Genomic DNA, 18,647 nt, shown 5'->3' on the forward strand with positions numbered 1-18,647 from the left:
GGGCAGACGGTGCCGGAGAATCTGAACATCAAAGACCGGTTCTCCCATGTGCTCAAGACGTTCGGGAACTGGCTCGACGAGCAGTTCCGCGACACACGTGGCCGGTTGCGCACCGAGTTCACCACGCCCGAAGGTCTGGTGATCCCCGGCGATGCCGACAACCTCGAACCCCTGTTCCCCGGTCTACGCCGCATCCGGTTCAAAGCTCCACCCGCACCACGCGAAGCCGACGCCCCTCGAGAGACGCCGACACCTCCCACCCGGTCGATGACCCGGGTGGCAGCCAAACACGCCCGCAGACAACAAGAACGAGAACGCAACCGACGCCGACGCGAAGCCGACGGACCGTGAACGGCGCGATGGCGGACAGCGTCACCCCGCCGCGTCAACCTCCGCGAACACGCCGACCGCGATCCGGAATGCCGTATTCGCGTCCGGCACCCCGCAATAGATCGCCGACTGCAGAATGACCTCTTTGATCTCGTCGCGCGACAACCCGTTGCGCAGTGCCGCGCGCAGATGCATCGCAAGTTCCTCGTGGTGCCCCCGGGCGATGAGTGCGGTGAGGGTGATCATCGACCGACTCCGACGGTCCAGTCCCGGTCTCGTCCAGATACTCCCCCACGCGTATTCGGTGATGAGTTCCTGGAATTCGCGTGTGGTGTCGGTGATCGCCGCGGTCGCCTTGTCGACATGCGTGTCACCGAGCACCTCGCGGCGCACCGCCATCCCATCGTCGTATTTGGACATCAAGACCCTTCCGTCGCGACGCGCCGAGCCCGATCGAGCTGGGCGTCGATGTATTGCTGTGTGGCGCCGAGATATTCCGACCCCGGCGCATGCCCGGCGATCGTCGCCATCGATTCCTGTTCCGACCTGACGGACGCCCCCGCACCGGCCAGGTTCGCCTGCATCCGATCGCCGCGGACGTCCAGTTCGCCGATGAGCAGGCTGGTCTGCCGCGCCGCGACGACGGTCCGTCGTACCAATGTCCGCAGCGCATCCCACTCGACATGCCACGCGCCCGCGGTGCGCTCTTCCGCGGCATCCGCGGCAGCCAGGTGGAGAGTGGAACCGAGCATCGGGGCACTCAGCGCCGCCCGCCGGATGAGTACCGACAGAACGGGATTGGCCTTGTGCGGCATAGTCGACGACGAGCCGCCGGAACCTTCGGACAGCTCGTCGATCTCGGGCCGCGACAGCGCCAGCACGTCGTTGGCGATATGCCCCCAGGCGTCGGTGCAGCCCACCGCCGCATCGCCGCTGCGGGTGACCGCGGTGCGGACGGAGTGCCACGGGGTCAGCGGGGCGAGGCCGAGGATGTCCGCGGCGATCGCACCGGCCTGCATCGCCACCGGACCGGCGTCCGCACCACGGCCCGAGAGCTCGGCGACGGCCGCCGATGTTCCTGCCGCACCGCCCATCTGCACCGGGAATGTCAGACTCGCAACCTGTTCCCGCGCGTCGAGCACCCCGTGTAACCATTGTGCAGCCTTGAGTCCGAAGGTCATCGGGACGGCGTGCTGGGTGAGTGTGCGGGCCACCATCCCGGTGTGCCGATGATCGCCGGCGAGACGCACCAAGGTGCCGGCCTGAGCGTCCAGTTCGACCAGGACCGCATCGAATCCGTCGGCAACACACAGCATCAGCGCGGTGTCGACCACATCCTGACTGGTGAGACCACGATGCAGCCACGTGCCTGCGGTCGACGAACCGAGCCCGTCGCGCAGGCGTCGGACGAGCGGAATCACCGGATTACCACCGGATTCCGCCTCCACGGCGATCTGCTCGACGTCGTCGTCGGCGATCAGATCGCGAAGGGCACCGACGGTCACGCCGGCCTCCGTCGGTGCGATCCCGACCTTGCCGAGCGCCGTCGACCATGCCGACTCCACCTGCAGCAAAGCATCGAGAACTGCTGCGTCGGTGAGAATCTCACCGGCGTGGTGGTCGCCGGGCCAGAGGAGATCAGGCACGGATCATCGTCCGTCGTGATCGAGGAAGACGGTCTCGCCCTCGCCCTGTAGATGGATGTCGAAGCGGTAGCCGTTGTTCTCGGCGGTCGCGATCAGGGTCGACCGTCGCTCCTCGGGCACCGAGGTGAGCAGCGTGTCCGACGCCACGGCCCGGGCACTGTCGGGCAGGTAGGCCCGCGTGAACAGTCGATCGAGCAGGCCGCGCGCGAAGACACAGACCGCGAAGAACGGCGCGGCACCCGCCGACACCGGACCGGGGGCAACCGTCGCGAAGGTGTAATGCCCGGTCCGGTCCGTCTGCACGCGACCGAAGCCGGTGAAGGTGAACCCGTCCCGCCACAGCGAACCGGGCTCCTGGCTGACGTTGCCCGAGCCGTCGGCCTGCCAGATCTCGATCAGGGCATCCGGCACCGGATCTCCGGCACCGTCGAACACGCTGCCGTGCAGCCGAATCCGGTTCGGGTGGCCGGTGGGGACCAGTTCGGCACCGCCGTCGAACGGCAGAGCGTAGTGGAAGAACGGGCCGACGGTCTGGCCCGGCGTGGGTGCGAGAGTCACTGGTCTTCCTCCATCGGGGTCTGACGGCTGCCGGTGAGCACGATGTCCCAACGGTATCCGGTGGACCATTCATGCTGGGTCAGATCGTGGTCGTAGGTCGCGACGAGCCGGTCACGGGCCTGCTGGTCGACGACCGCCTGATAGATCGGATCGAAGGCGAAGAGCGGGTCGCCCGGAAAGTACATCTGGGTGACCAGTCGCTGCGTGAAGGCGGTACCGAACACCGAGAAGTGGATGTGGGCCGGGCGCCAGGCGTTGTGGTGGTTCTTCCACGGGTACGGGCCCGGTTTGATGGTGGTGAACTTGTACCAGCCGTCGTCGTCGGTGAGGCAGCGGCCCACACCGGTGAAATTGGGATCGATCGGAGCGGGATGCTGGTCGCGCTTGTGGATGTAGCGCCCGGCCGCGTTGGCCTGCCAGACCTCGACGAGCTGGCGACGGATCGGCCGTCCGTCACCGTCGAGCACACGTCCGGTCACCACGAGGCGTTCGCCGATCGGATCGCCGTTGTGCGCGATGGTGAGGTCCGCCTCGAGCGGGTCGACGTCGCGGTGGCCGAAGGCCGGCGACCAGAGCTCGATGCCCTCCGGGTCGGAGTGGTGAAAGTTCTTGGTGGGGTGGCGCAGCAGGCTCGACCGGTACGGCGGATAGTCCAGCCTGGGAGCGGCCTCCGGCGCCGCGCCCCCTGCCAGTGACGACGCGTAATCCGCACCGATCCGTGCGATCTCGTCGCTGATCTGCTGCTGCGTACCCTGCGCGGCGTCCGACGAGATCTGACCGTGCTCGTCGAACACCTCCGACTCCTCGTCCGCTCCGGTGATCAATGGTGTGGCCATCCTGTGTAACCTTCCGCGAGATAGGTGGAGCCGGCCTCCGAGGAGACCAGTGACTGAAGCTCTCCGAGTTGGCGTTGTTCGTCGAATTCCGATGCGTCCGTGGAATTGTGGAGCATCGTGGTCATCCAGTAGGAGAAGTGCTGGGCTTTCCACACCCGCGACAGAGCGCGGTCGGTGTAGTTGTCGAGAGCGTCGTCGTCGCCCTTCTGCACGGCACGCTCGATCTCCTCGGCCAGCACCCGGACATCGGACAGGGCGAGGTTGAGCCCCTTGGCACCCGTCGGGGGCACCGTGTGTGCCGCGTCGCCGGCCAGCAAGAGGTTGCCGTGGCGCATCGGTGACTGCACAAAACTCCGGAACGGCAGCACTGTTCGCTCGATGACGGGCCCGTCCTTCAACCGGAATCCGTCCGACCCGGCGAGCCGGGTGTGCAATTGCTCCCAGATCCGATCATCGGACCATTCGGCGGGATTCTCGGTGGGATCGCACTGGAAGTACATGCGCTGCACGGTGTCGGTCCGTTGGCTGATCAGCGCGAAGCCCTGGGCCGAGCGGGTGTAGATGAGTTCCGGGGCGCTCGGCGGCGCCTCCACCATCACGCCGAACCACGCGAAGGGGTACTCACGGTAGTACTGATGGGCGTCGGCGACGAGGGACCGACAGATACTGCGCGAACCGTCGGCACCGACGACGAGGTCTGCCGAGATCTCATGCCGTCCGCCGTCGGCGTCGGTGTAGCGGACAGTTGGGGTGTCGAGGACGCCGGTGACCTCGGTGTCGGTGATGCCGTACCGCAGATCGCCGCCGTCCCGCGTGCGTGCGCGATGCAGGTCGACGAACACCTGGGTCTGCGGGTAGAGCCAGCACGACGCGCCGGCCAGCTTCTGGAAGTCGATACGGTGGCTGACCCCGCCGAATCTCAGCGAGATCCCCTCGTGCTCGTGTCCCTCGGTGAGGACACGGTCAGAGACACCGGAATCGACGAGCAGTCGGACGCTGTCGCGCTCGAGGATGCCCGCACGGTGCGTGGTCTCGATCTGCTCGACCGTACGATTGTCGACGACCACGCTCTCGATCCCGGCAACGTGCAGCAGATGGGACAGCATCAGCCCCGCCGGGCCACCGCCGACGATGGCCACCTGGGTCGTGGTCGCAGTGCTCATCTGGTCTCCGCTCGTGTGATCTGTTGCGATGCCCAGAACGGTATGAGTTCGCGCTCACAAATGTCGACCCGTGGCTTTCACTGAGTGAAATTGGGTTCAGCCCGGCGACGAGATGGGGATACTCGGTGCCATGGAATCCTCGTCCCAGATCGACGTCGCGGTCGTCGGGACCTTGAACATGGACGTGATCGTGCGGGTCGGTCGAATGCCCCGGTCCGGCGAGACCATCCTGGGCACCTCGCTCTTCGAGCGTCCTGGCGGCAAGGGCGCCAACCAGGCCCTGGCCGCGGCAGAAGTGGCACGCACCGCGCTGATCGGCGCGGTCGGGAACGACGACGCGGCACAACGGCTGGTCGCGAACCAGCATGACGGTGGGGTCGAGATCGGCCATCTCCATCACGTCGACGGCATCAGCGGTCGGGCGATCATCGAGGTGGACGACCGGGGAGACAACCGGATCATTGTCCTGACCGGCACGAACGCGGCGCTCACACCCGGCCATGTGGAGCACGGGCTCGATGAGTTGACGCCGAAGGTCGTTCTCACACAACTCGAATCGCCGCTCGACGTCACCGCCTCCGTAGCGGCCTGGGCCACTGCGAACGACCGTCGGTTCCTCCTGAACCCGAGCCCGGTGTGCCGTCTCGACGAGCACGTCATCGGCGCCGCGGACCCGTTGATCGTCAACGAGGGAGAGGCCGCGTACTACGCCGGCGGCGACCCTGCCGATGATCCCACCGACCTCGCCCGTCGCCTGCTCGTCCACTCCCGATCGGCGGTCATCACTCTGGGCGGCGACGGAGTCATCGTCGCGACTCCCGACGGGATCCGTCGCATCGATGTCGAGCAGGTGCGGGCCGTCGACACCACCGGTGCCGGAGATCTGTTCGCGGGGACCCTGGCCGGACACCTCGCACTGGGCTCGACGGTTGCCGATGCAGCCGCGCTCGCTGCGACTGCGGCGACCGAATTCGTTGCGCAACCGCGCGATATCTAGCGACGCGCGTATCGCAACAGCACGGGCCCGGACTCGAACGGCCGCGTCTCCACCAGCTCGAGATCCAATCGCGCACCTGACGGGAAGAACGGCACTCCGCCGCCGATCGCCACCGGGTACACGACCGGACGGAACTCGTCGATACGGTCGAGCATCGACGCGGCCAGTGTTGCGCCGCCGATCTGTACCTGGCCGTCGCGGTCGGGGATCTCGCTGACGTCGTGTACCAGGTCGGCGCCGTCGACGTGCGCGAGCGTGTTCGAGACGACGAGTCGCGGTGTGTTCTGCCAGGCGTGGGCGTACTCGAGTTCGGCAGGCGACGACTCCGCTGGGGGCTCCAGCCAGTACTGCATCGTCTCCCACAGATTGCGTCCGTAGACGTCCAGCGCGGACTCCTGTTGGACGCCCACCCAGTACGCGAACACGTCGTCCGCCGGTTCGGACCAGTCGAAGTTGCCGTCGGCGTCGACGACGTAACCGTCGGCCGAGATGTTCATGCCGTAGACAATCACTGCGCTACCTCATCCGGATGTCGTGACGTCGGTTCTCACGATTGTCGCGCGCCGGACACGAAACCGGAAGGGGTCATCGCTTCGACCAGCGCGCCACCCGCTCCTTGTGCTCGCTCGTCTGATGCGCGAGCGGCTGCATCGCCGCCGCCAGATTGAGCACCGTGTCGAGCGAGTTGGTCCGCGACTCGGCGAGTAGGCGTTTGGCCATCCGCAGCGCGTGCGGCGGATTCTTGGCGATCCGCGCCGCCAATTCCCCTGCTGCGTCCATGAGTTCACCGTCGGGCACGACGCGGCTCACCATGCCCCACTCGAGTGCCTTCGCGGCATACACGCGGTCGCCGGTGAACGTCATCTCGGCGGCCCGCTCGTAACCGATGGCCCGCTGCAGGAACCAGGACCCGCCGTCACCGGGGATGAGGCCGACCTGGACGAAACTCTCGGCGAAGAAGGCGGATTCGGCGGCGACCCGCAGGTCACACATCATCGACAGATCACAGCCCGCACCGACCGCAGGGCCGTTGACCGCGGCGATCACCGGCACCTCACAGCGCAGCATCGCCCTCGGAATCCGTTGTATCCCGTTGGCATAGCCGAACCGTTGATCCGCACCCCCCAGCCCGAAGAGGCCCTCCTCGTCCGCCATCTCCTGGACATTCCCGCCGGCCGAGAAGATATGGCCCGCACCGGTGAGGATCACCGTACGAACATCGGTGTCGGCGTTCGCCTCATCCACGGCACCCTCGAATGCGGCGACCAGATCCACCCCGGTGATGGCGTTGCCGACGTCGGGAAGGTTGATCGTCCACACCGAGACACCGCCGTCGGTGCTGACGTCCAGAGGTTTGCGCACGGTCGTGCCGCCTTTCGATCGGGGTCGCTCACTGCACCTTACGACGGACGTCTGCCGCCGTCGTCCGAGTTGCCTCCCCTGGTCGCGACGTACCTTTGGACGATGACGAGCACTCGTGACCACACCGGGCCTGCGCGCTCGATCGCCGGCGAATTACGATCAGGACTCGAGATACTCGGTCGGGCGATCGAGGAGTGCGCCGCCACTTAGCGTTCGGCGACAGAGGGCTCCTACCGCGCCGAATCCTCCGCAGCGTCCGTCTCCGACTCCTTCGACGCCCAGATCTGGGTCCACTTGTACAGCCCGGCGACCACCAGGACGAACAGCACGACGCCGAGGATCTCCGAGCCGGTCTCCCACCCGTCACCGATGAACGGCAGGTTGAGCACGGCGTCGTTGCCGCTCGACGCGACGATCGCGGCGAACACCACGTTCCACAGGCTCTCACCGACGATGAGGCCGGTGGCCAGCAGCACGCCCATGCGCTTCTTGCGCTCGACATTTCGGCCGCTCCGCTCGGCCCACTTGTTGTAGGCACGACCGATGAAGGCGCCGATGGGGATGACCAGGGTGACCGACATGGGCAGGTACATTCCCATGCCGACCGCCAGCGGCGGCATCCGCAATCTGGTGGTGGTCTTGCCCAGCACCTCGTCGACCACGATGACCGCCACCCCGATCAACGCACCCACGCCGATCAGCGCCCAATCGAGATCGCCCCCGAACACACCTTCGGCGAGTGACGAGATCAGCCCGGCCTGCGGTGCAGGGAGGGCATCGTCACCCGCTCCCGGCGCCCCGACGAAACCGAACGCCGTCTGCATCAGCTGCAGCACGGGCGGGATGACCACGGAACCGAACACCACGCCGATGACCAGTGCCACCTGCTGCTTCCACGGTGTCGCGCCGACGAGCTGACCGGTCTTGAGGTCCTGCAGATTGTCGTTGGAGATCGTCGCGACGCCGAAGACGATGGCCGAGGTGAAGAGCGTGTAGGCGACCAATGCCGTGGATTGTGAATCGTCGGCCGACCCGAAGGTGACCTTGATCAGGACGGCGGCGACCAGCACCACCACGATCCCGACCCCGGAGATCGGGCTGTTCGACGATCCGATCAGCCCGGCCATGTACCCGCAGACAGACGCGACGACGAGGCCGATGACAAAGACGAAGACGATGCTCACGGTGATGATTCCGGCTGCACTGCCGTGCAGCACCGTTCCACTTGCGAAGTCCCAGAGCATGAACCCGATGGGGATCAGGGCGGCCAGGATGACACCGGAGACGATGGTGACCGGGATGTCCTGTTCGGTGAGATCCACCGTCGTGCCGGCACGCCGTGCCCGCGTCGAGACAATCGCATCCTTGATCCCCCGCGCGATCGGCCCGATGATCTTGATCAGCGTCCAGACCGCCGCCACCGCAATAGCACCCGCGCCGATGAACCGCACGTCGTTGGTGAAGGCATCACTCACCACGTCTTCGATGGAACCGGTGGCCGGGACATCGCCCCAGGTCCGGATCGGCAGCAGCACACCGTAGGAGATGATCAGCCCGATCAGCATCGAGATTCCCACCGTGATGCCGACCAGATGTCCGACACCGATCAGCGAGAACAGCAGTCCGGCACCGAACATCGTTCCGCCCGAACCGACCCGGACGGTCCCGGTGATCGTCCCGGCAATCAGTTTGGTCTGGGTGAGCAACGAGAAGACCGCGGAGACAACACTTCCCACCACGATCACCCGGAGGCCGCGCCGATTCTCCTCGGCACCCTGCGCGGTGTCCCCGACTTTCAGGACCTCGGCCGCGGCTGCTCCCTCCGGATACGGCAGATCCGATCCCGTCACCAGGGCACGGCGGAGTGGGATCGAATACATCACACCGAGGATGCCGCCGATGAGACACACCGCCACGGTCGTCCAGTACGGAAAGCCCGTCCACCAACCGATCATGATGAGTCCGGGCAGGACAAAGATGATCGCAGACAGCGTTCCCGCGGCCGACGCGATCGTCTGCACGATGTTGTTCTCGACGACAGAGTGATCGGCGAAGTACCGGAGCAGGCTCATCGAGATGACGGCCGCCGGAATGGCGGTGGCGAACGTCAGCCCCACCTTCAGACCGAGGTAGACGTTGGCCGCGGTGAACACCAAGGTGATCAGACCACCGAGGACGATCCCGCGGATGGTGAGTTCTTTCAGCCCCGCGGACGGGGCCCCCTTCACGACCGAGCCTGGCGTGGACATGACGGCGACCCCTTAACCCGACCGGTTCGGCGTTGTGGACTCACACAACTGTAGGAGGGGGGGTCGGTGATTCGCAGGGATTCCGTCCAGCGCCGCACGCGCCGGAATCTCTCGCGGTCCGTATTACCCGATTCGGAACCGGGTCAGACGAGACGCTCAGTCATCAGAGCGCGATCCATCGGCGGCCGAGGCGTCGGTGTCCGGAACCGCACACCCGTCCGGACCGCAGGTATCGGCCGATTCCGCCCCCACCGGGACGAGCTGATCGCCCCAGGCCAGTTGTAATGCCCGGGCGAAGGTTTCGGGCGGCTGCGCGCCCGAGACCGCGTACTTGCCGCCGAAGACGAAGAACGGCACGCCGTTCGCGCCGAGCGAAGCAGCCTCGCTCTGGTCCCGACGGACGGCATCCGCGTAGGCCTCCGGGTCGTCGACGACCGCACGCGCGCCTGCCTCGTCGAGTCCGGCGCCGACCGCGATCTCGACCAATCGCTCGTGATCACCGAACAACGGCTCGTCCTCGGCGAAATTCGCCTCGTACAAGGCGTCGAGCAATGCCTCCTGCCTTCCGTGGGCGAGGGCGTGATGGAGGAGGCGATGCATGTCGAAGCTGCTGCCGAAATCGCGGCCATTCGTCCGATAGCCCAGCCCGAGGTCGTCGGCCTGCGCGGCGATGCCCTGCTCGTTCGCGGCCGCCTGTTCCACCGATATCCCGTACTTCTGGGCTATGTGTTCGACGACTGGTGCGCTCGTTCCGGCCGCCAGTGTCGGATCGAGCTCGAATGAACGGTGCACTACCGTGACGCCGTCACGCTGCGGAAACTCTCCCAACGCCGCCTCGAAACGTCGCTTCCCCAGGTAGCAGAAGGGACAGTTGATGTCGGTCCAGATGTCAACCGTCACTGTCATGGCAGGCAATCCTCTCCGTCCGCGGCTCCTGACCCCGGATACCCTCGCTGCAACACATCGCGCGCACGCGATGTTCCGCCGCGCGGATCGGGCAGACCACCGGCAGCCCTTCCATGCATCTCGCTATTCTGTCGAGGCATGTCGGCTTTCGCCGACCGCGCCGAGGGGGAAGGTACGACTGCCACCATGGACCCGGATCCGATCACCGACCTGGAGGCCCAACTCGTCGACATCTGGCGACGTGGTCGTATCCAGATCCGTGACCGGGTGCGCGCGATCCACCCGAAACTGGATCCGACCTGTTATCCGCTCCTGGTCCTCCTCTCTCGCAACGACGCCGTCCCGATGTCGGCTCTGCTGGCGGAGCTGGGGCTGGAGAAATCGACCCTGACACGACAGATCGACTCCGTGGTACGCCTGGGTCTCGCCGAGCGTCATCCCGATCCGGGCGATGCGCGGGCACGGGTGGTGGCCATGACGGACAAGGGACACGCCCGCTTCGACGACGTGGCCCTCGCTGCCCTCGCGGAGTGGCGGGCCCAGTTGTCCCGATGGGATCCCGACGACGTCCGACAGCTGGCCGACTTGCTCAGACGTCTCGCCGAGAGCACTACCTGACCACCACGCACGCGGCAGACAGTGCGAGTCACACGTGACCACTGATGTCTCCGACGAGTGCTGATGTCAGTGCCCCGCCGTACCGTGGAACCAGGCGATTAGGCAGTGCGCGATAAGGGAGTGCCCGATAAGGGAGTGCGCGATGGACACGGTGCGACATTCGGTGATCGACACGTCGCTCGGTGACGCGACCCTCGTCGCCGACGACGACGTCCTGGTCGGCTGCTACCTCGAGATCGCGGACACGTCGGCTTTCGGCGAGCGGGTCACCGCGCACGACGATCCGGTGTTGAGCAGAGCGGTGACCCAGTTCGAGGAGTACCTCGCCGGCGACCGGACCGATTTCGATGTGCCGTTGCACGCCGACGGTGACGAATTCTCTGAACGTGTCTGGGCCCTGCTGCACGACATCCCGTACGGACAGACCACCACCTACGGGGAGCTCGCCGTGCGCCTCGGCGACAAGTTCTTGGCGCAACGCGTCGGCCGGTCCCTCGGGCAGAACCCGATCAGCGTGTTCATCCCATGCCACCGGGTCATCGGCGCCGACGGCTCGCTGACCGGATATGCCGGCGGCCTGGAGCGCAAACGCCGGCTCCTCGAACTGGAAGAGGCACCGGAGGTGCGGGCGAGCCGGTTGTTCTGACCGACGGTCAGCCGTGCGTGTCGACCGGCAGCGAACCGATCTCTGCTCCGTCGATGCCGAAGTGACGGTAACGGGCGCGATCGCGGGCCCGCTGTCCGCGCCATTCCAGATATCGACCCCCGATGGGCGTCGGACCGATCAGCCGGTAATTGATCGTGTTCCGGACCCATGCGGTGCCGAATGCCCACGGAAGTCGTTGTGGCAGTGTCAGATCGCGCATGCTCTCGGTCCCGAGGAAACCTTCCAGCATACTGAGGAGACGCTCGCGGGTGTAGCGGGCGGAGATGCGGTGCACGAACTGGTAGTGCAACTCGTCCTGCACGTCGACGAGCGCCCGAGCGAGCTGCCCACCGGCGTCGGTCACGTCGGTCTGCGACAGCAGGATCGCGTAGCTCAGTTGATGTTGGTCGCGCTCGTCGTCGAACAACCAGTCGTCATCCACGCCGATGAGCCATCCCACGTATTTCCAGAGATGCATCAGCGCGCGTGAATCGTCCTTGCTGATCGGCACACCGAGGGCTCGCACACCCATCATCAGCGCGCCGCTGAACAGATTCAGGGTCGATGCGAGGTCGGTCTGGTTGATCGGCAACCCCCACTCGGAGCTGTCCCATCGTCCGTTGCGTTCGAAGGCTTCGTTGACGAGCGCGTGCATCAGCCGAACGTGGACGGTGAGCTTCCACCCGGCACCGCCTCGGACCATCCCATCCCGCTGTCCTACCGCGATCGCCCAGGTCTGGGTTTCGCCGAGGCGACGCCTGGTGGTGCTCCCCGAGAGTCCACCGGTCTCCGCGAGGAGGTCGACCGGCCCGCCGAAGCGATATCCACCGATCAACGAGAGCTGGAGGAGAACGTCGTCGGCGTTCTGTCCGAAGCGTCGGAAGACAGTGGCACCGCGTTCGCAGAGGTCGGGATCGACCCAATCCGGCGTGTCTTCGACCAGGGCGAAGAAGGACCGCAGAGCCTCCGGGCTCTGATCTGTGACACCCGACTCGAGTGCGGCCTGGAACTGCGCCATCGTCACGCGTGCCGCATCCTCCTTGGGCAGCCGCATCGCCCGGACCAGCGCGGCTGCGGGCTCGTCACGCATCATCAGGCGCCGGCCGACGAGTTCGAGGTCGTCCTCGCTCGGCTCCGACAATCGCCAGTAGATCCGCAAGAGGCGTCCCATCCGGCGTCCGCGTGCGTCCGCAGAACGATGCCGCCTCGGCGGTACCAGCGCCGGCGGGGTCTGCGTCGTCGGGGTCTGCGTCGTCGATGACATGAGACTATTCTAACGATTCGTCTCACTCGGGACAATCCATCCGACCACTAGGCTCGGGCCATGGCTGACGACCGACTGACAACTCTGGCCGGGCGACGCGTCGTCGTCACCGGTGCGACCAACGGTTTGGGAATGGCGACCGCACGTGCGCTGGCACGGGCCGGCCTACGTGTGGTGCTGGCCGTGCGCGACGTGGAACTCGGCGAGCAACGGGCCCGCGAGTTCGGAGGTGAGTGCGAGGTGGCCGCCCTCGACCTCGCCGATCTGGCATCGGTGCGCGCGTTCGCCGACGACCTCGATGGACCGATCGACTACCTCATCAACAATGCCGGAGTCTTTCCCCATCAGCACCGGACGACCGCCGACGGCTTCGAGATGGGCATCGGAACCAACTTCCTCGGCCCCTTCGCCCTGACGAATCTCCTGTTGCCGCGCATCGAGCGGCAGATCGTGTCGGTGGCCTCCGACGCGCATCGTGGGGCCACACTCGATCCCGACGATCTCGATCTGTCCAGCGCCAGATGGAGCCCGCCGCGCGCCTATGCGCGGTCGAAGCTGGCGGTCATGCTCTGGGGCCTCGAACTCGATCGACGTCTCCGGGCCGAGCGTTCGCCCGTCACCGCGATGCTCACCACGCCCGGATGGGTCGCATCCAACATCTCCAACAAGCCCGGCCTGGGCGTCGCGCACAAGGTGGTGCAGAGCACGGCGTCCGCCTTCGCCAATGACGTCGACGCCGGTGCACAGACCACCCTGTACTGCCTGACCGAGCCCATCGCACCGGGCAGCTATGTCGGCGTGGATGGTCTCTGGGCGCTTCGAGGAGACCCGGTTCTCTTCGGAAGATCTTCGGCTGCCTGCGATTTCGACGTGGCGGGAAGGCTGTGGGCGAAAGCCGAGGAATTGACCGGGGCGAAGTGGCCACTATGAGTCGCTGAGCCTGCGCCGCGTCGCTCGGGCGGCATGTGTTGTCTGGCGGGTGGTCTCGATACGCGGCTCCTTCGTCGCCGCTACTCGACCAGCGGAAAAGTACGCGGATCAGAGATCGAATTCCGCACGGTATCGCGCGTAGACCGCCTCGACCTCGGCGACGGTGAGGCCGAACTCTTCCAGGGTGTAGCTGTGCACGCCGTGCGCGTGCTGACCGTGCCCGGATCGATGCTGCTCCATCCGTGCGTGGATGGCGTCGGTGAGTTCGAAACCGACCGCCGCGTAGATGCGTGCCACCTGGTCCATCGGGTCCTCGACCAAATCGTCGTACCGGACGTCGAGAAACGCGCCCGGTCGCTGCGCGCGCACATCGAGCGCACGGTTCACCATCTCACCGTTGAGTGACAGCCAATGCCGGGCAACTCTTTCGGCGTCCACGTGATCGCTGAACATCGAATGGCCGTGCGCCAGCATGCTCGAGAACGACGCCGTGGTGAGCAGCGGATCGCGATGGGTCTGGACGATGAGCGCGTCGGGGAAGACGTCGAGCAGGGTGTCCAGGTGTTCGAGGTGAGCCGGCGTCTTGAGCACCCACTTCGGCCTCGGGTTCTGGAGGTGCAGGATCTGCAGCAGGATCTTGAGATACTCATACGAGCCGTGCATTTCCTGATTGCGCAGCCATCGTGCGTACGAGGGGACGTCGAGCATCGCCTCGGGCACCTGGGACAGGAGCGAGTACTCCTGCAGCAGAACATCTTCTTCGGGTCCGTCGGCCTCCACGGCGTGGATCGCGAAGAATTTCGGGTTGAGATAGCGCAGGGCCCATTCGGCCACGGTGGTCTGCGCGACGCGCACCGTGGGTCTGCCGGGCTTCTCCCGTTTACGTGGCAGGAGATGGATGACCTCCCACGACCCCACTGCGCGGATCTCCGGATCCGCCGCGATGAGCCGGTGGAGCATCGTGGTACCGCTGCGCTGCAGACCCGCGATCACGATGGGCGGTGCGATGGGCGCGGCGGTGATCTCCGGGTGGGTGCGCATCAGCGCGGCCACCCGCAACCGCGTGGTGAGGAGACCATGCAGTCGGGCACGGATGACCAGAGCACCGAAAGTGCTGAGACGGGCCTCCTCGATGATCGACGCACACAATACGTCGAGCGCTTCCTCGGTCTGGGCATCGGCCACCCAGGCCAGGCCGGTGCTGTCGGCCGCGCGCCGCCGCAAGGTGTCCGCCGACAGATCCGTGCTCTGCACGCCACGCCCGCCGAGCATCTCGCCGATCCGGTTGATCGCACGGATCGGCCTGCGCTGGAAGGGGACGAAGGTTGCGGTCATGGCGTGCCACTGATTCCAGGTCAGTCCAGGAGCGACAGCTCGGAGAGCCTCACCACGCGGGTACGCGGCTGCGGATGCGTTGCCGCGCGGATCCACCGAAAGGTCATGGCACCGCAGTCGTGGCCGGTGGTGTCGATCCAGTTCGGCAGTCCCGGGTCCCGGTGGGAGACCACGATCCGCACCGAACCGTCGGGCCGGTACTTCGCGGTGTGTTTGTTGACGTGGACCGGGTGATACCGATAGTCGAGGGACTCGAGCCAGTGGTTGTCCAGCTGGAAGTTCCAGCCGTCGCATTCCGGGATCTCGCTCTCGATCACCAGCGCCTCGTCTGGGCCCAGCCGCCAATAGCTGTGGTAGTAGATGATATTCGGATCGCCGCCGGCCTTGGTCGAGCGCTCCGGATCGAACATCGGCAGCTCGTTGGTATGCTTCTGAAAGTCCCTGGCCCACTTGGCAAAGAGCATCGACGCGCCGGCCACCAGGAGACTCGCCTTTGCGAGACCGGCGTCGAGCGATGCGGGCGACAACGGTTCGGGTGTGGCGGCTCCGGAGAGCAACTCGATGTGCAGATCGGCGGGCACCTCGGTGGTGCGATCGGCGAAGGTCTGACGGACGATCAGCAAACCGGTGTCGGGCGTCATCGGCAGCCAGTTACCCTCGTGCCCGGTGGCGCTCAGGATCAGTTCGAATCGTCCGTCCGGGCCGATCTCGAGATCTGCCGCCTCCACGTAGCCGGTGGTCGGCATCTGGCCGCCCTCACCGTAATTCCCCTCCTGCGTGCCGAAGCCGAGGTAGTCGACCGTGCCCCTGGTCCCGGTGATCCGATAGTCGAACGTGCCGTCGACGGTGGCGTTCAGGTAGTAGTTGTCGGGGTTGTCCGACCCCATCTTCGCGGTCTCGTGGATCATGCGTCGCAACACCGGCGCGCGCGGATCGGCGTACTCGACGAAGGCCTCGAGCCCGGCGCGGGTGAGCCGGCTCAGGTAGCGATAGCCCTCCGCCTGCGTGAGGGGGTCGGCGGGGGCTCCCGGGAAGACGATGGCCGCGCCGGCCGACTTCAGGGTGTCACAGAATTCATTCCACGACGTGCCGTCGACGACCCGCTGCTCGGCTACACTCTCCGGGGTCCGGCCGCGCATGCGAAGGTAGACCACCCGGGCCTTCTTGAACTGTCCCAATGCCGCCGTCGCAATCGTTCTGCCGCTCATCGCCCACCTCTCGTCATCCCGGTGATTCCATGATCGGGGAACGACACTGGGGATGTGCGGGATTCGGCGACGCACCTGGCCTGGCGGCCCGAACGACTACCCGGGGAACGCACGCTTTCCGACGAGCGCGACCCCGAGCCCCATCAGGACCAACGTCGCGCCGAACCACGAGAGTGACGATATCCCCCACGTAGACGTGAGCAGCCGTCCACCGACCACCGCGCCCAGGGCGATACCGACATTCGAGGTGGCGTTGATCCAGGCGCCGGCGATCTCCGGGGCGTCGGGCATGGCCCGCACCGCGGCCGACTGGTACATCGAGGGAACGCCTCCGAACACACCGTTCCAGAACGCCACCGCGATCACCACCACGACGAACCACTCCTGCGCGAGCCAGACGCCGAAGATCGCGACGGCGAGCAACGCGAGGACGGTCAACACCGTCGTGCGCGGATGGCGATCGATCGTCCGTCCCATCCCGGCGAGGCCGACGAGGCCGCATACGCCGCACAACAGCAGGATCGGACCCATCGACGACTCGTGGGCGCCGGCCGCCAGGAACACCACCGTGATGTAGGTATAGAGCGTGTACTGACCGACAAAGGTCAACATGTTGGACGAGACCACGATCCCGAGATCTGTTCGCGTTCCGCGCCTCTGGATCCGCCTGCCGGCCGGGGCGCCACTCACTGAAGGCAAGAGACGCGCGACCAGTACCAGCGTGATCGCTGCGACCACGGCGAGCGCGGCGAAGGCATTGCGCCAACCGACCACCGAACCCAGCGCTGTCGAGACCGGGACACCGAGCACGAACCCGGCGGTGGCACCGCCTGACACCAAGGCGAGCCCCCGCCCCACCTGCCCGCTCTCGACCAGCCGCGGCACATAACCGATGCACACGGAGAAGAACAGGGCGTGCGAGAGTCCGCCGACCACACGTCCAGCCGCGACGACTGCGAACGTCGGCGCGACGGCGATCAGAACATTGCTCACCAGGTACGCGCAGACCGTGACCAGGATCAGCGGTTTACGGGGCAGTCGGCGTGTGGCGATGGTCAGCGGCACGGAGAAGACCGCGACCATCGTCGCGTAGACCATCACCAGCAACCCGGTGGTCGACTCGCCGACGTCGAAAGCGTCTCCGATCGCCGGCAGCAGACCGACCGGCAGCATCTCGGTGGTCACGGCGAGGCATCCGGCCAGGGCCAGCGCCAACAACGCCGGGAGGTTCTGGCGAACCCCCCGCTGCGTCGGGACCGAAGGTGCAGAGATGACCACGCGACGAATATACTCGTACTCAGAGTTTATCTGAAATGGAAAGATGACCAGGTGACTTCACAGCCGACCGGTTCGACGCCTTCGCGGTGGTTCACCGCCGCCCGGCTGATCGACCTGGTCCGCACCCGTCCCGGCATCACCCGGGCCGCTGCCGCCCAGGAACTGGGGATCGGCAGCGGGGCCGCCACCGAACTGTTGGCGCGGATGCGACGGATGGAACTCCTCGACGAGGCACCGGCCCCTGCCCACGGGCGCGGGCGGCCGACCACCATCCTTCGACCTCATCCGAACGGCCCGCTGGTTGTCGCCGCCGAACTGACCACCACCGGCTGGCGGGTGGCGAGCGCCGACGTCACAGGCATCCCACAGGTGGAGGCGCAGGCTTCACGGCTCCGCCGCGACCCGCAGCGCGTGCTGGCCGAGATGGCGGATGCGATCCGGACGATCCACCAACGCGAGACACAGCGCGTCCGGGCGGTCTCGGTGTCGGTCGCCGGAACAATGCGCGACGACCGGCTCGTGCAGTTCACGCCCCGCGGATGGACCGACATGGATCTGTCCCGCCTCACCGACCCACTGCCGGCCGAGGTCGATCTGCCGGTGCTGGTGGGCAACGACGCAACCCTCGCCGGGCTGGCCGAGGCGCGGACCGGTTCGGCGCGCGGGGTCGGGACCGCCCTCCACCTGATCATCACGGTCGGCATCGGCGGCGCCTTGATCGTGGACGGCGTACCGGCGACCGGCGCGCACGGCGGCGCCGGAGAATACGGCCACATCCCGTTCGGGGACCGGTCACAGCTGTGCCCGTGCGGGGCCCACGGCTGCTGGGACCTCACCGTGGACGGTCGGGCGCTCGCTGCCCATCGTGGCGATCCGACACCGAAGAACGCGCTCGCCTATGCCCATCGACTTCTCGACCGATACCGACGCGACGCCGACACCGATTCGCGGACGCAAGACGCCGTGCGCACCGTGGCCGCGTCCCTGGGAAGAGGTATCGCCGGTCTCGTCAACCTCCACGATCCCGACGTGGTCACCTTGGGAGGCCTCGCACTGCCACTGCGCGCAGCAGCGACCGATCAGTTCGACTCTGCCTATCGAGCCGGCCTGATGTCGTACCGAAAAGACTCTCCCCCAATGATATTGGATGGCGCCTACGGGGACGACGGGCCACTGCACGGTGCCGCGCTGTACGGCGTCGACCACATCACGACGGTCGAGGCGCTCGCCGAGTGGCACGGTCGTTGACGTGATCCGGCCTTCAGATCATCGGGCGAACGGGCCCTACTCCGCGGCCTCCCCGGAGTAGAGTTGCCCCCAC

The 18,647-nt window shown here is 66.4% G+C and carries 18 protein-coding genes and 1 pseudogene; 6 read left to right on the forward strand and 13 right to left on the reverse strand.

Translation table 11 applies throughout. The features are described from left to right. Nucleotides 1-351: pseudogene (locus ACPXCG_RS15355) on the forward strand (HNH endonuclease); the annotation flags it as partial. Between the two features lie 21 nt (nucleotides 352-372). Here the strand turns inward: ACPXCG_RS15355 and pcaC are convergent. The 5 genes from pcaC to ACPXCG_RS15380 are packed head-to-tail and all read right to left on the reverse strand — an operon-like array spanning nucleotide 373 to nucleotide 4,533. Then, nucleotides 373-750, reverse strand: coding sequence for a 4-carboxymuconolactone decarboxylase (gene pcaC, locus ACPXCG_RS15360; protein WP_425792855.1), 378 nt, complete (start codon nucleotides 748-750; stop codon nucleotides 373-375). Then, nucleotides 750-1,976, reverse strand: a complete 1,227-nt coding sequence (locus tag ACPXCG_RS15365) for a lyase family protein (RefSeq protein ID WP_425792856.1) — start codon at nucleotides 1,974-1,976, stop codon at nucleotides 750-752. The genes pcaC and ACPXCG_RS15365 overlap by 1 nt, the downstream gene beginning before the upstream one ends. A gap of 3 nt (nucleotides 1,977-1,979) precedes the next feature. Continuing rightward, nucleotides 1,980-2,534: a protocatechuate 3,4-dioxygenase subunit alpha gene (gene pcaG, locus ACPXCG_RS15370; protein WP_425792857.1), complete on the reverse strand. Its 555-nt coding sequence runs from the start codon at nucleotides 2,532-2,534 to the stop codon at nucleotides 1,980-1,982. Then, nucleotides 2,531-3,370: a protocatechuate 3,4-dioxygenase subunit beta gene (pcaH, locus tag ACPXCG_RS15375; protein WP_425792858.1), complete on the reverse strand. Its 840-nt coding sequence runs from the start codon at nucleotides 3,368-3,370 to the stop codon at nucleotides 2,531-2,533. The genes pcaG and pcaH overlap by 4 nt, the downstream gene beginning before the upstream one ends. Beyond that, complete coding sequence (locus ACPXCG_RS15380; RefSeq protein ID WP_425792859.1) at nucleotides 3,355-4,533, reverse strand: 4-hydroxybenzoate 3-monooxygenase; 1,179 nt, start codon at nucleotides 4,531-4,533, stop codon at nucleotides 3,355-3,357. The genes pcaH and ACPXCG_RS15380 overlap by 16 nt, the downstream gene beginning before the upstream one ends. Before the next feature lie 130 nt (nucleotides 4,534-4,663). Between ACPXCG_RS15380 and ACPXCG_RS15385 the strand changes: the two genes are divergently transcribed. Then, entirely contained in the window at nucleotides 4,664-5,530 is an 867-nt protein-coding gene (locus tag ACPXCG_RS15385) for a ribokinase (RefSeq protein ID WP_425792860.1), read from the forward strand. Here ACPXCG_RS15385 and ACPXCG_RS15390 read toward each other — a convergent pair. The 4 genes from ACPXCG_RS15390 to ACPXCG_RS15405 form a co-directional block, all read right to left on the reverse strand. After that, complete coding sequence (locus ACPXCG_RS15390) at nucleotides 5,527-6,027, reverse strand: dihydrofolate reductase family protein (RefSeq protein WP_425792861.1); 501 nt, start codon at nucleotides 6,025-6,027, stop codon at nucleotides 5,527-5,529. The two genes, ACPXCG_RS15385 and ACPXCG_RS15390, sit on opposite strands and share 4 nt — an antisense overlap. A gap of 88 nt (nucleotides 6,028-6,115) precedes the next feature. Further along, a complete protein-coding gene (locus ACPXCG_RS15395; RefSeq protein ID WP_425792862.1) occupies nucleotides 6,116-6,892 on the reverse strand; it encodes a crotonase/enoyl-CoA hydratase family protein in 777 nt (258 codons plus the stop codon). A 230-nt stretch (nucleotides 6,893-7,122) separates the two neighbouring features. Then, entirely contained in the window at nucleotides 7,123-9,141 is a 2,019-nt protein-coding gene (locus tag ACPXCG_RS15400; protein WP_425792863.1) for an OPT family oligopeptide transporter, read from the reverse strand. 156 nt (nucleotides 9,142-9,297) lie between these two features. Continuing rightward, nucleotides 9,298-10,047 carry a DsbA family oxidoreductase gene (locus ACPXCG_RS15405; RefSeq protein ID WP_425792864.1) on the reverse strand — a complete coding sequence of 250 codons (750 nt, stop codon included), beginning with the start codon at nucleotides 10,045-10,047 and terminating at the stop codon, nucleotides 9,298-9,300. A gap of 186 nt (nucleotides 10,048-10,233) precedes the next feature. Between ACPXCG_RS15405 and ACPXCG_RS15410 the strand changes: the two genes are divergently transcribed. Both ACPXCG_RS15410 and ACPXCG_RS15415 read left to right on the forward strand, forming a co-directional pair. Beyond that, nucleotides 10,234-10,665 (forward strand): MarR family winged helix-turn-helix transcriptional regulator, encoded by a 432-nt coding sequence (locus ACPXCG_RS15410; protein ID WP_425793456.1) that lies wholly within the window; start codon nucleotides 10,234-10,236, stop codon nucleotides 10,663-10,665. A 142-nt stretch (nucleotides 10,666-10,807) separates the two neighbouring features. Further along, nucleotides 10,808-11,311: a methylated-DNA--[protein]-cysteine S-methyltransferase gene (locus ACPXCG_RS15415; RefSeq protein ID WP_425792865.1), complete on the forward strand. Its 504-nt coding sequence runs from the start codon at nucleotides 10,808-10,810 to the stop codon at nucleotides 11,309-11,311. 7 nt (nucleotides 11,312-11,318) lie between these two features. Here ACPXCG_RS15415 and ACPXCG_RS15420 read toward each other — a convergent pair whose 3' ends face one another. Next, nucleotides 11,319-12,575, reverse strand: a complete 1,257-nt coding sequence (locus ACPXCG_RS15420) for an oxygenase MpaB family protein (protein ID WP_425792866.1) — start codon at nucleotides 12,573-12,575, stop codon at nucleotides 11,319-11,321. A 60-nt stretch (nucleotides 12,576-12,635) separates the two neighbouring features. On the opposite strand from ACPXCG_RS15420, the gene ACPXCG_RS15425 reads away from it, so the two are divergent. After that, the gene (locus tag ACPXCG_RS15425; RefSeq protein WP_425792867.1) at nucleotides 12,636-13,505 is read left to right on the forward strand and encodes an SDR family NAD(P)-dependent oxidoreductase; all 870 of its coding nucleotides are present in this window, start codon (nucleotides 12,636-12,638) and stop codon (nucleotides 13,503-13,505) included. Nucleotides 13,506-13,613: 108 nt separating this feature from the next. Here the strand turns inward: ACPXCG_RS15425 and ACPXCG_RS15430 are convergent, their stop codons facing one another. From ACPXCG_RS15430 to ACPXCG_RS15440, 3 genes are all read right to left on the reverse strand, one after another. Further along, nucleotides 13,614-14,840 carry a sulfotransferase family protein gene (locus ACPXCG_RS15430; protein ID WP_425792868.1) on the reverse strand — a complete coding sequence of 409 codons (1,227 nt, stop codon included), beginning with the start codon at nucleotides 14,838-14,840 and terminating at the stop codon, nucleotides 13,614-13,616. Between the two features lie 20 nt (nucleotides 14,841-14,860). Continuing rightward, the gene (locus ACPXCG_RS15435) at nucleotides 14,861-16,048 is read right to left on the reverse strand and encodes a DUF1214 domain-containing protein (protein WP_425792869.1); all 1,188 of its coding nucleotides are present in this window, start codon (nucleotides 16,046-16,048) and stop codon (nucleotides 14,861-14,863) included. 96 nt (nucleotides 16,049-16,144) lie between these two features. Next, entirely contained in the window at nucleotides 16,145-17,326 is a 1,182-nt protein-coding gene (locus tag ACPXCG_RS15440; protein WP_425792870.1) for an MFS transporter, read from the reverse strand. A 51-nt stretch (nucleotides 17,327-17,377) separates the two neighbouring features. Between ACPXCG_RS15440 and ACPXCG_RS15445 the strand changes: the two genes are divergently transcribed. Next, the gene (locus ACPXCG_RS15445; RefSeq protein WP_425792871.1) at nucleotides 17,378-18,574 is read left to right on the forward strand and encodes an ROK family transcriptional regulator; all 1,197 of its coding nucleotides are present in this window, start codon (nucleotides 17,378-17,380) and stop codon (nucleotides 18,572-18,574) included. Nucleotides 18,575-18,647 lie beyond the last annotated feature (73 nt).

The sequence above is a fragment of the Gordonia sp. DT218 genome (assembly GCF_049847105.1).
In the GTDB taxonomy this organism is placed as follows: Bacteria; Actinomycetota; Actinomycetes; order Mycobacteriales; family Mycobacteriaceae; genus Gordonia.

Coding starts and splice junctions, on each gene's coding strand:
- pcaH (WP_425792858.1), bottom strand. CDS start 3,370: ATGGCCACACCATTGATCACCGGAGCGGACGAGGAGTCGGAGGTGTTC.
- ACPXCG_RS15420 (WP_425792866.1), bottom strand. CDS start 12,575: ATGTCATCGACGACGCAGACCCCGACGACGCAGACCCCGCCGGCGCTG.
- ACPXCG_RS15430 (WP_425792868.1), bottom strand. CDS start 14,840: ATGACCGCAACCTTCGTCCCCTTCCAGCGCAGGCCGATCCGTGCGATC.
- ACPXCG_RS15390 (WP_425792861.1), bottom strand. CDS start 6,027: ATGAACATCTCGGCCGACGGTTACGTCGTCGACGCCGACGGCAACTTC.
- ACPXCG_RS15425 (WP_425792867.1), top strand. CDS start 12,636: ATGGCTGACGACCGACTGACAACTCTGGCCGGGCGACGCGTCGTCGTC.
- ACPXCG_RS15410 (WP_425793456.1), top strand. CDS start 10,234: ATGGACCCGGATCCGATCACCGACCTGGAGGCCCAACTCGTCGACATC.
- pcaC (WP_425792855.1), bottom strand. CDS start 750: ATGTCCAAATACGACGATGGGATGGCGGTGCGCCGCGAGGTGCTCGGT.
- ACPXCG_RS15435 (WP_425792869.1), bottom strand. CDS start 16,048: ATGAGCGGCAGAACGATTGCGACGGCGGCATTGGGACAGTTCAAGAAG.
- ACPXCG_RS15385 (WP_425792860.1), top strand. CDS start 4,664: ATGGAATCCTCGTCCCAGATCGACGTCGCGGTCGTCGGGACCTTGAAC.
- ACPXCG_RS15400 (WP_425792863.1), bottom strand. CDS start 9,141: ATGTCCACGCCAGGCTCGGTCGTGAAGGGGGCCCCGTCCGCGGGGCTG.
- ACPXCG_RS15380 (WP_425792859.1), bottom strand. CDS start 4,533: ATGAGCACTGCGACCACGACCCAGGTGGCCATCGTCGGCGGTGGCCCG.
- ACPXCG_RS15415 (WP_425792865.1), top strand. CDS start 10,808: ATGGACACGGTGCGACATTCGGTGATCGACACGTCGCTCGGTGACGCG.
- ACPXCG_RS15405 (WP_425792864.1), bottom strand. CDS start 10,047: ATGACAGTGACGGTTGACATCTGGACCGACATCAACTGTCCCTTCTGC.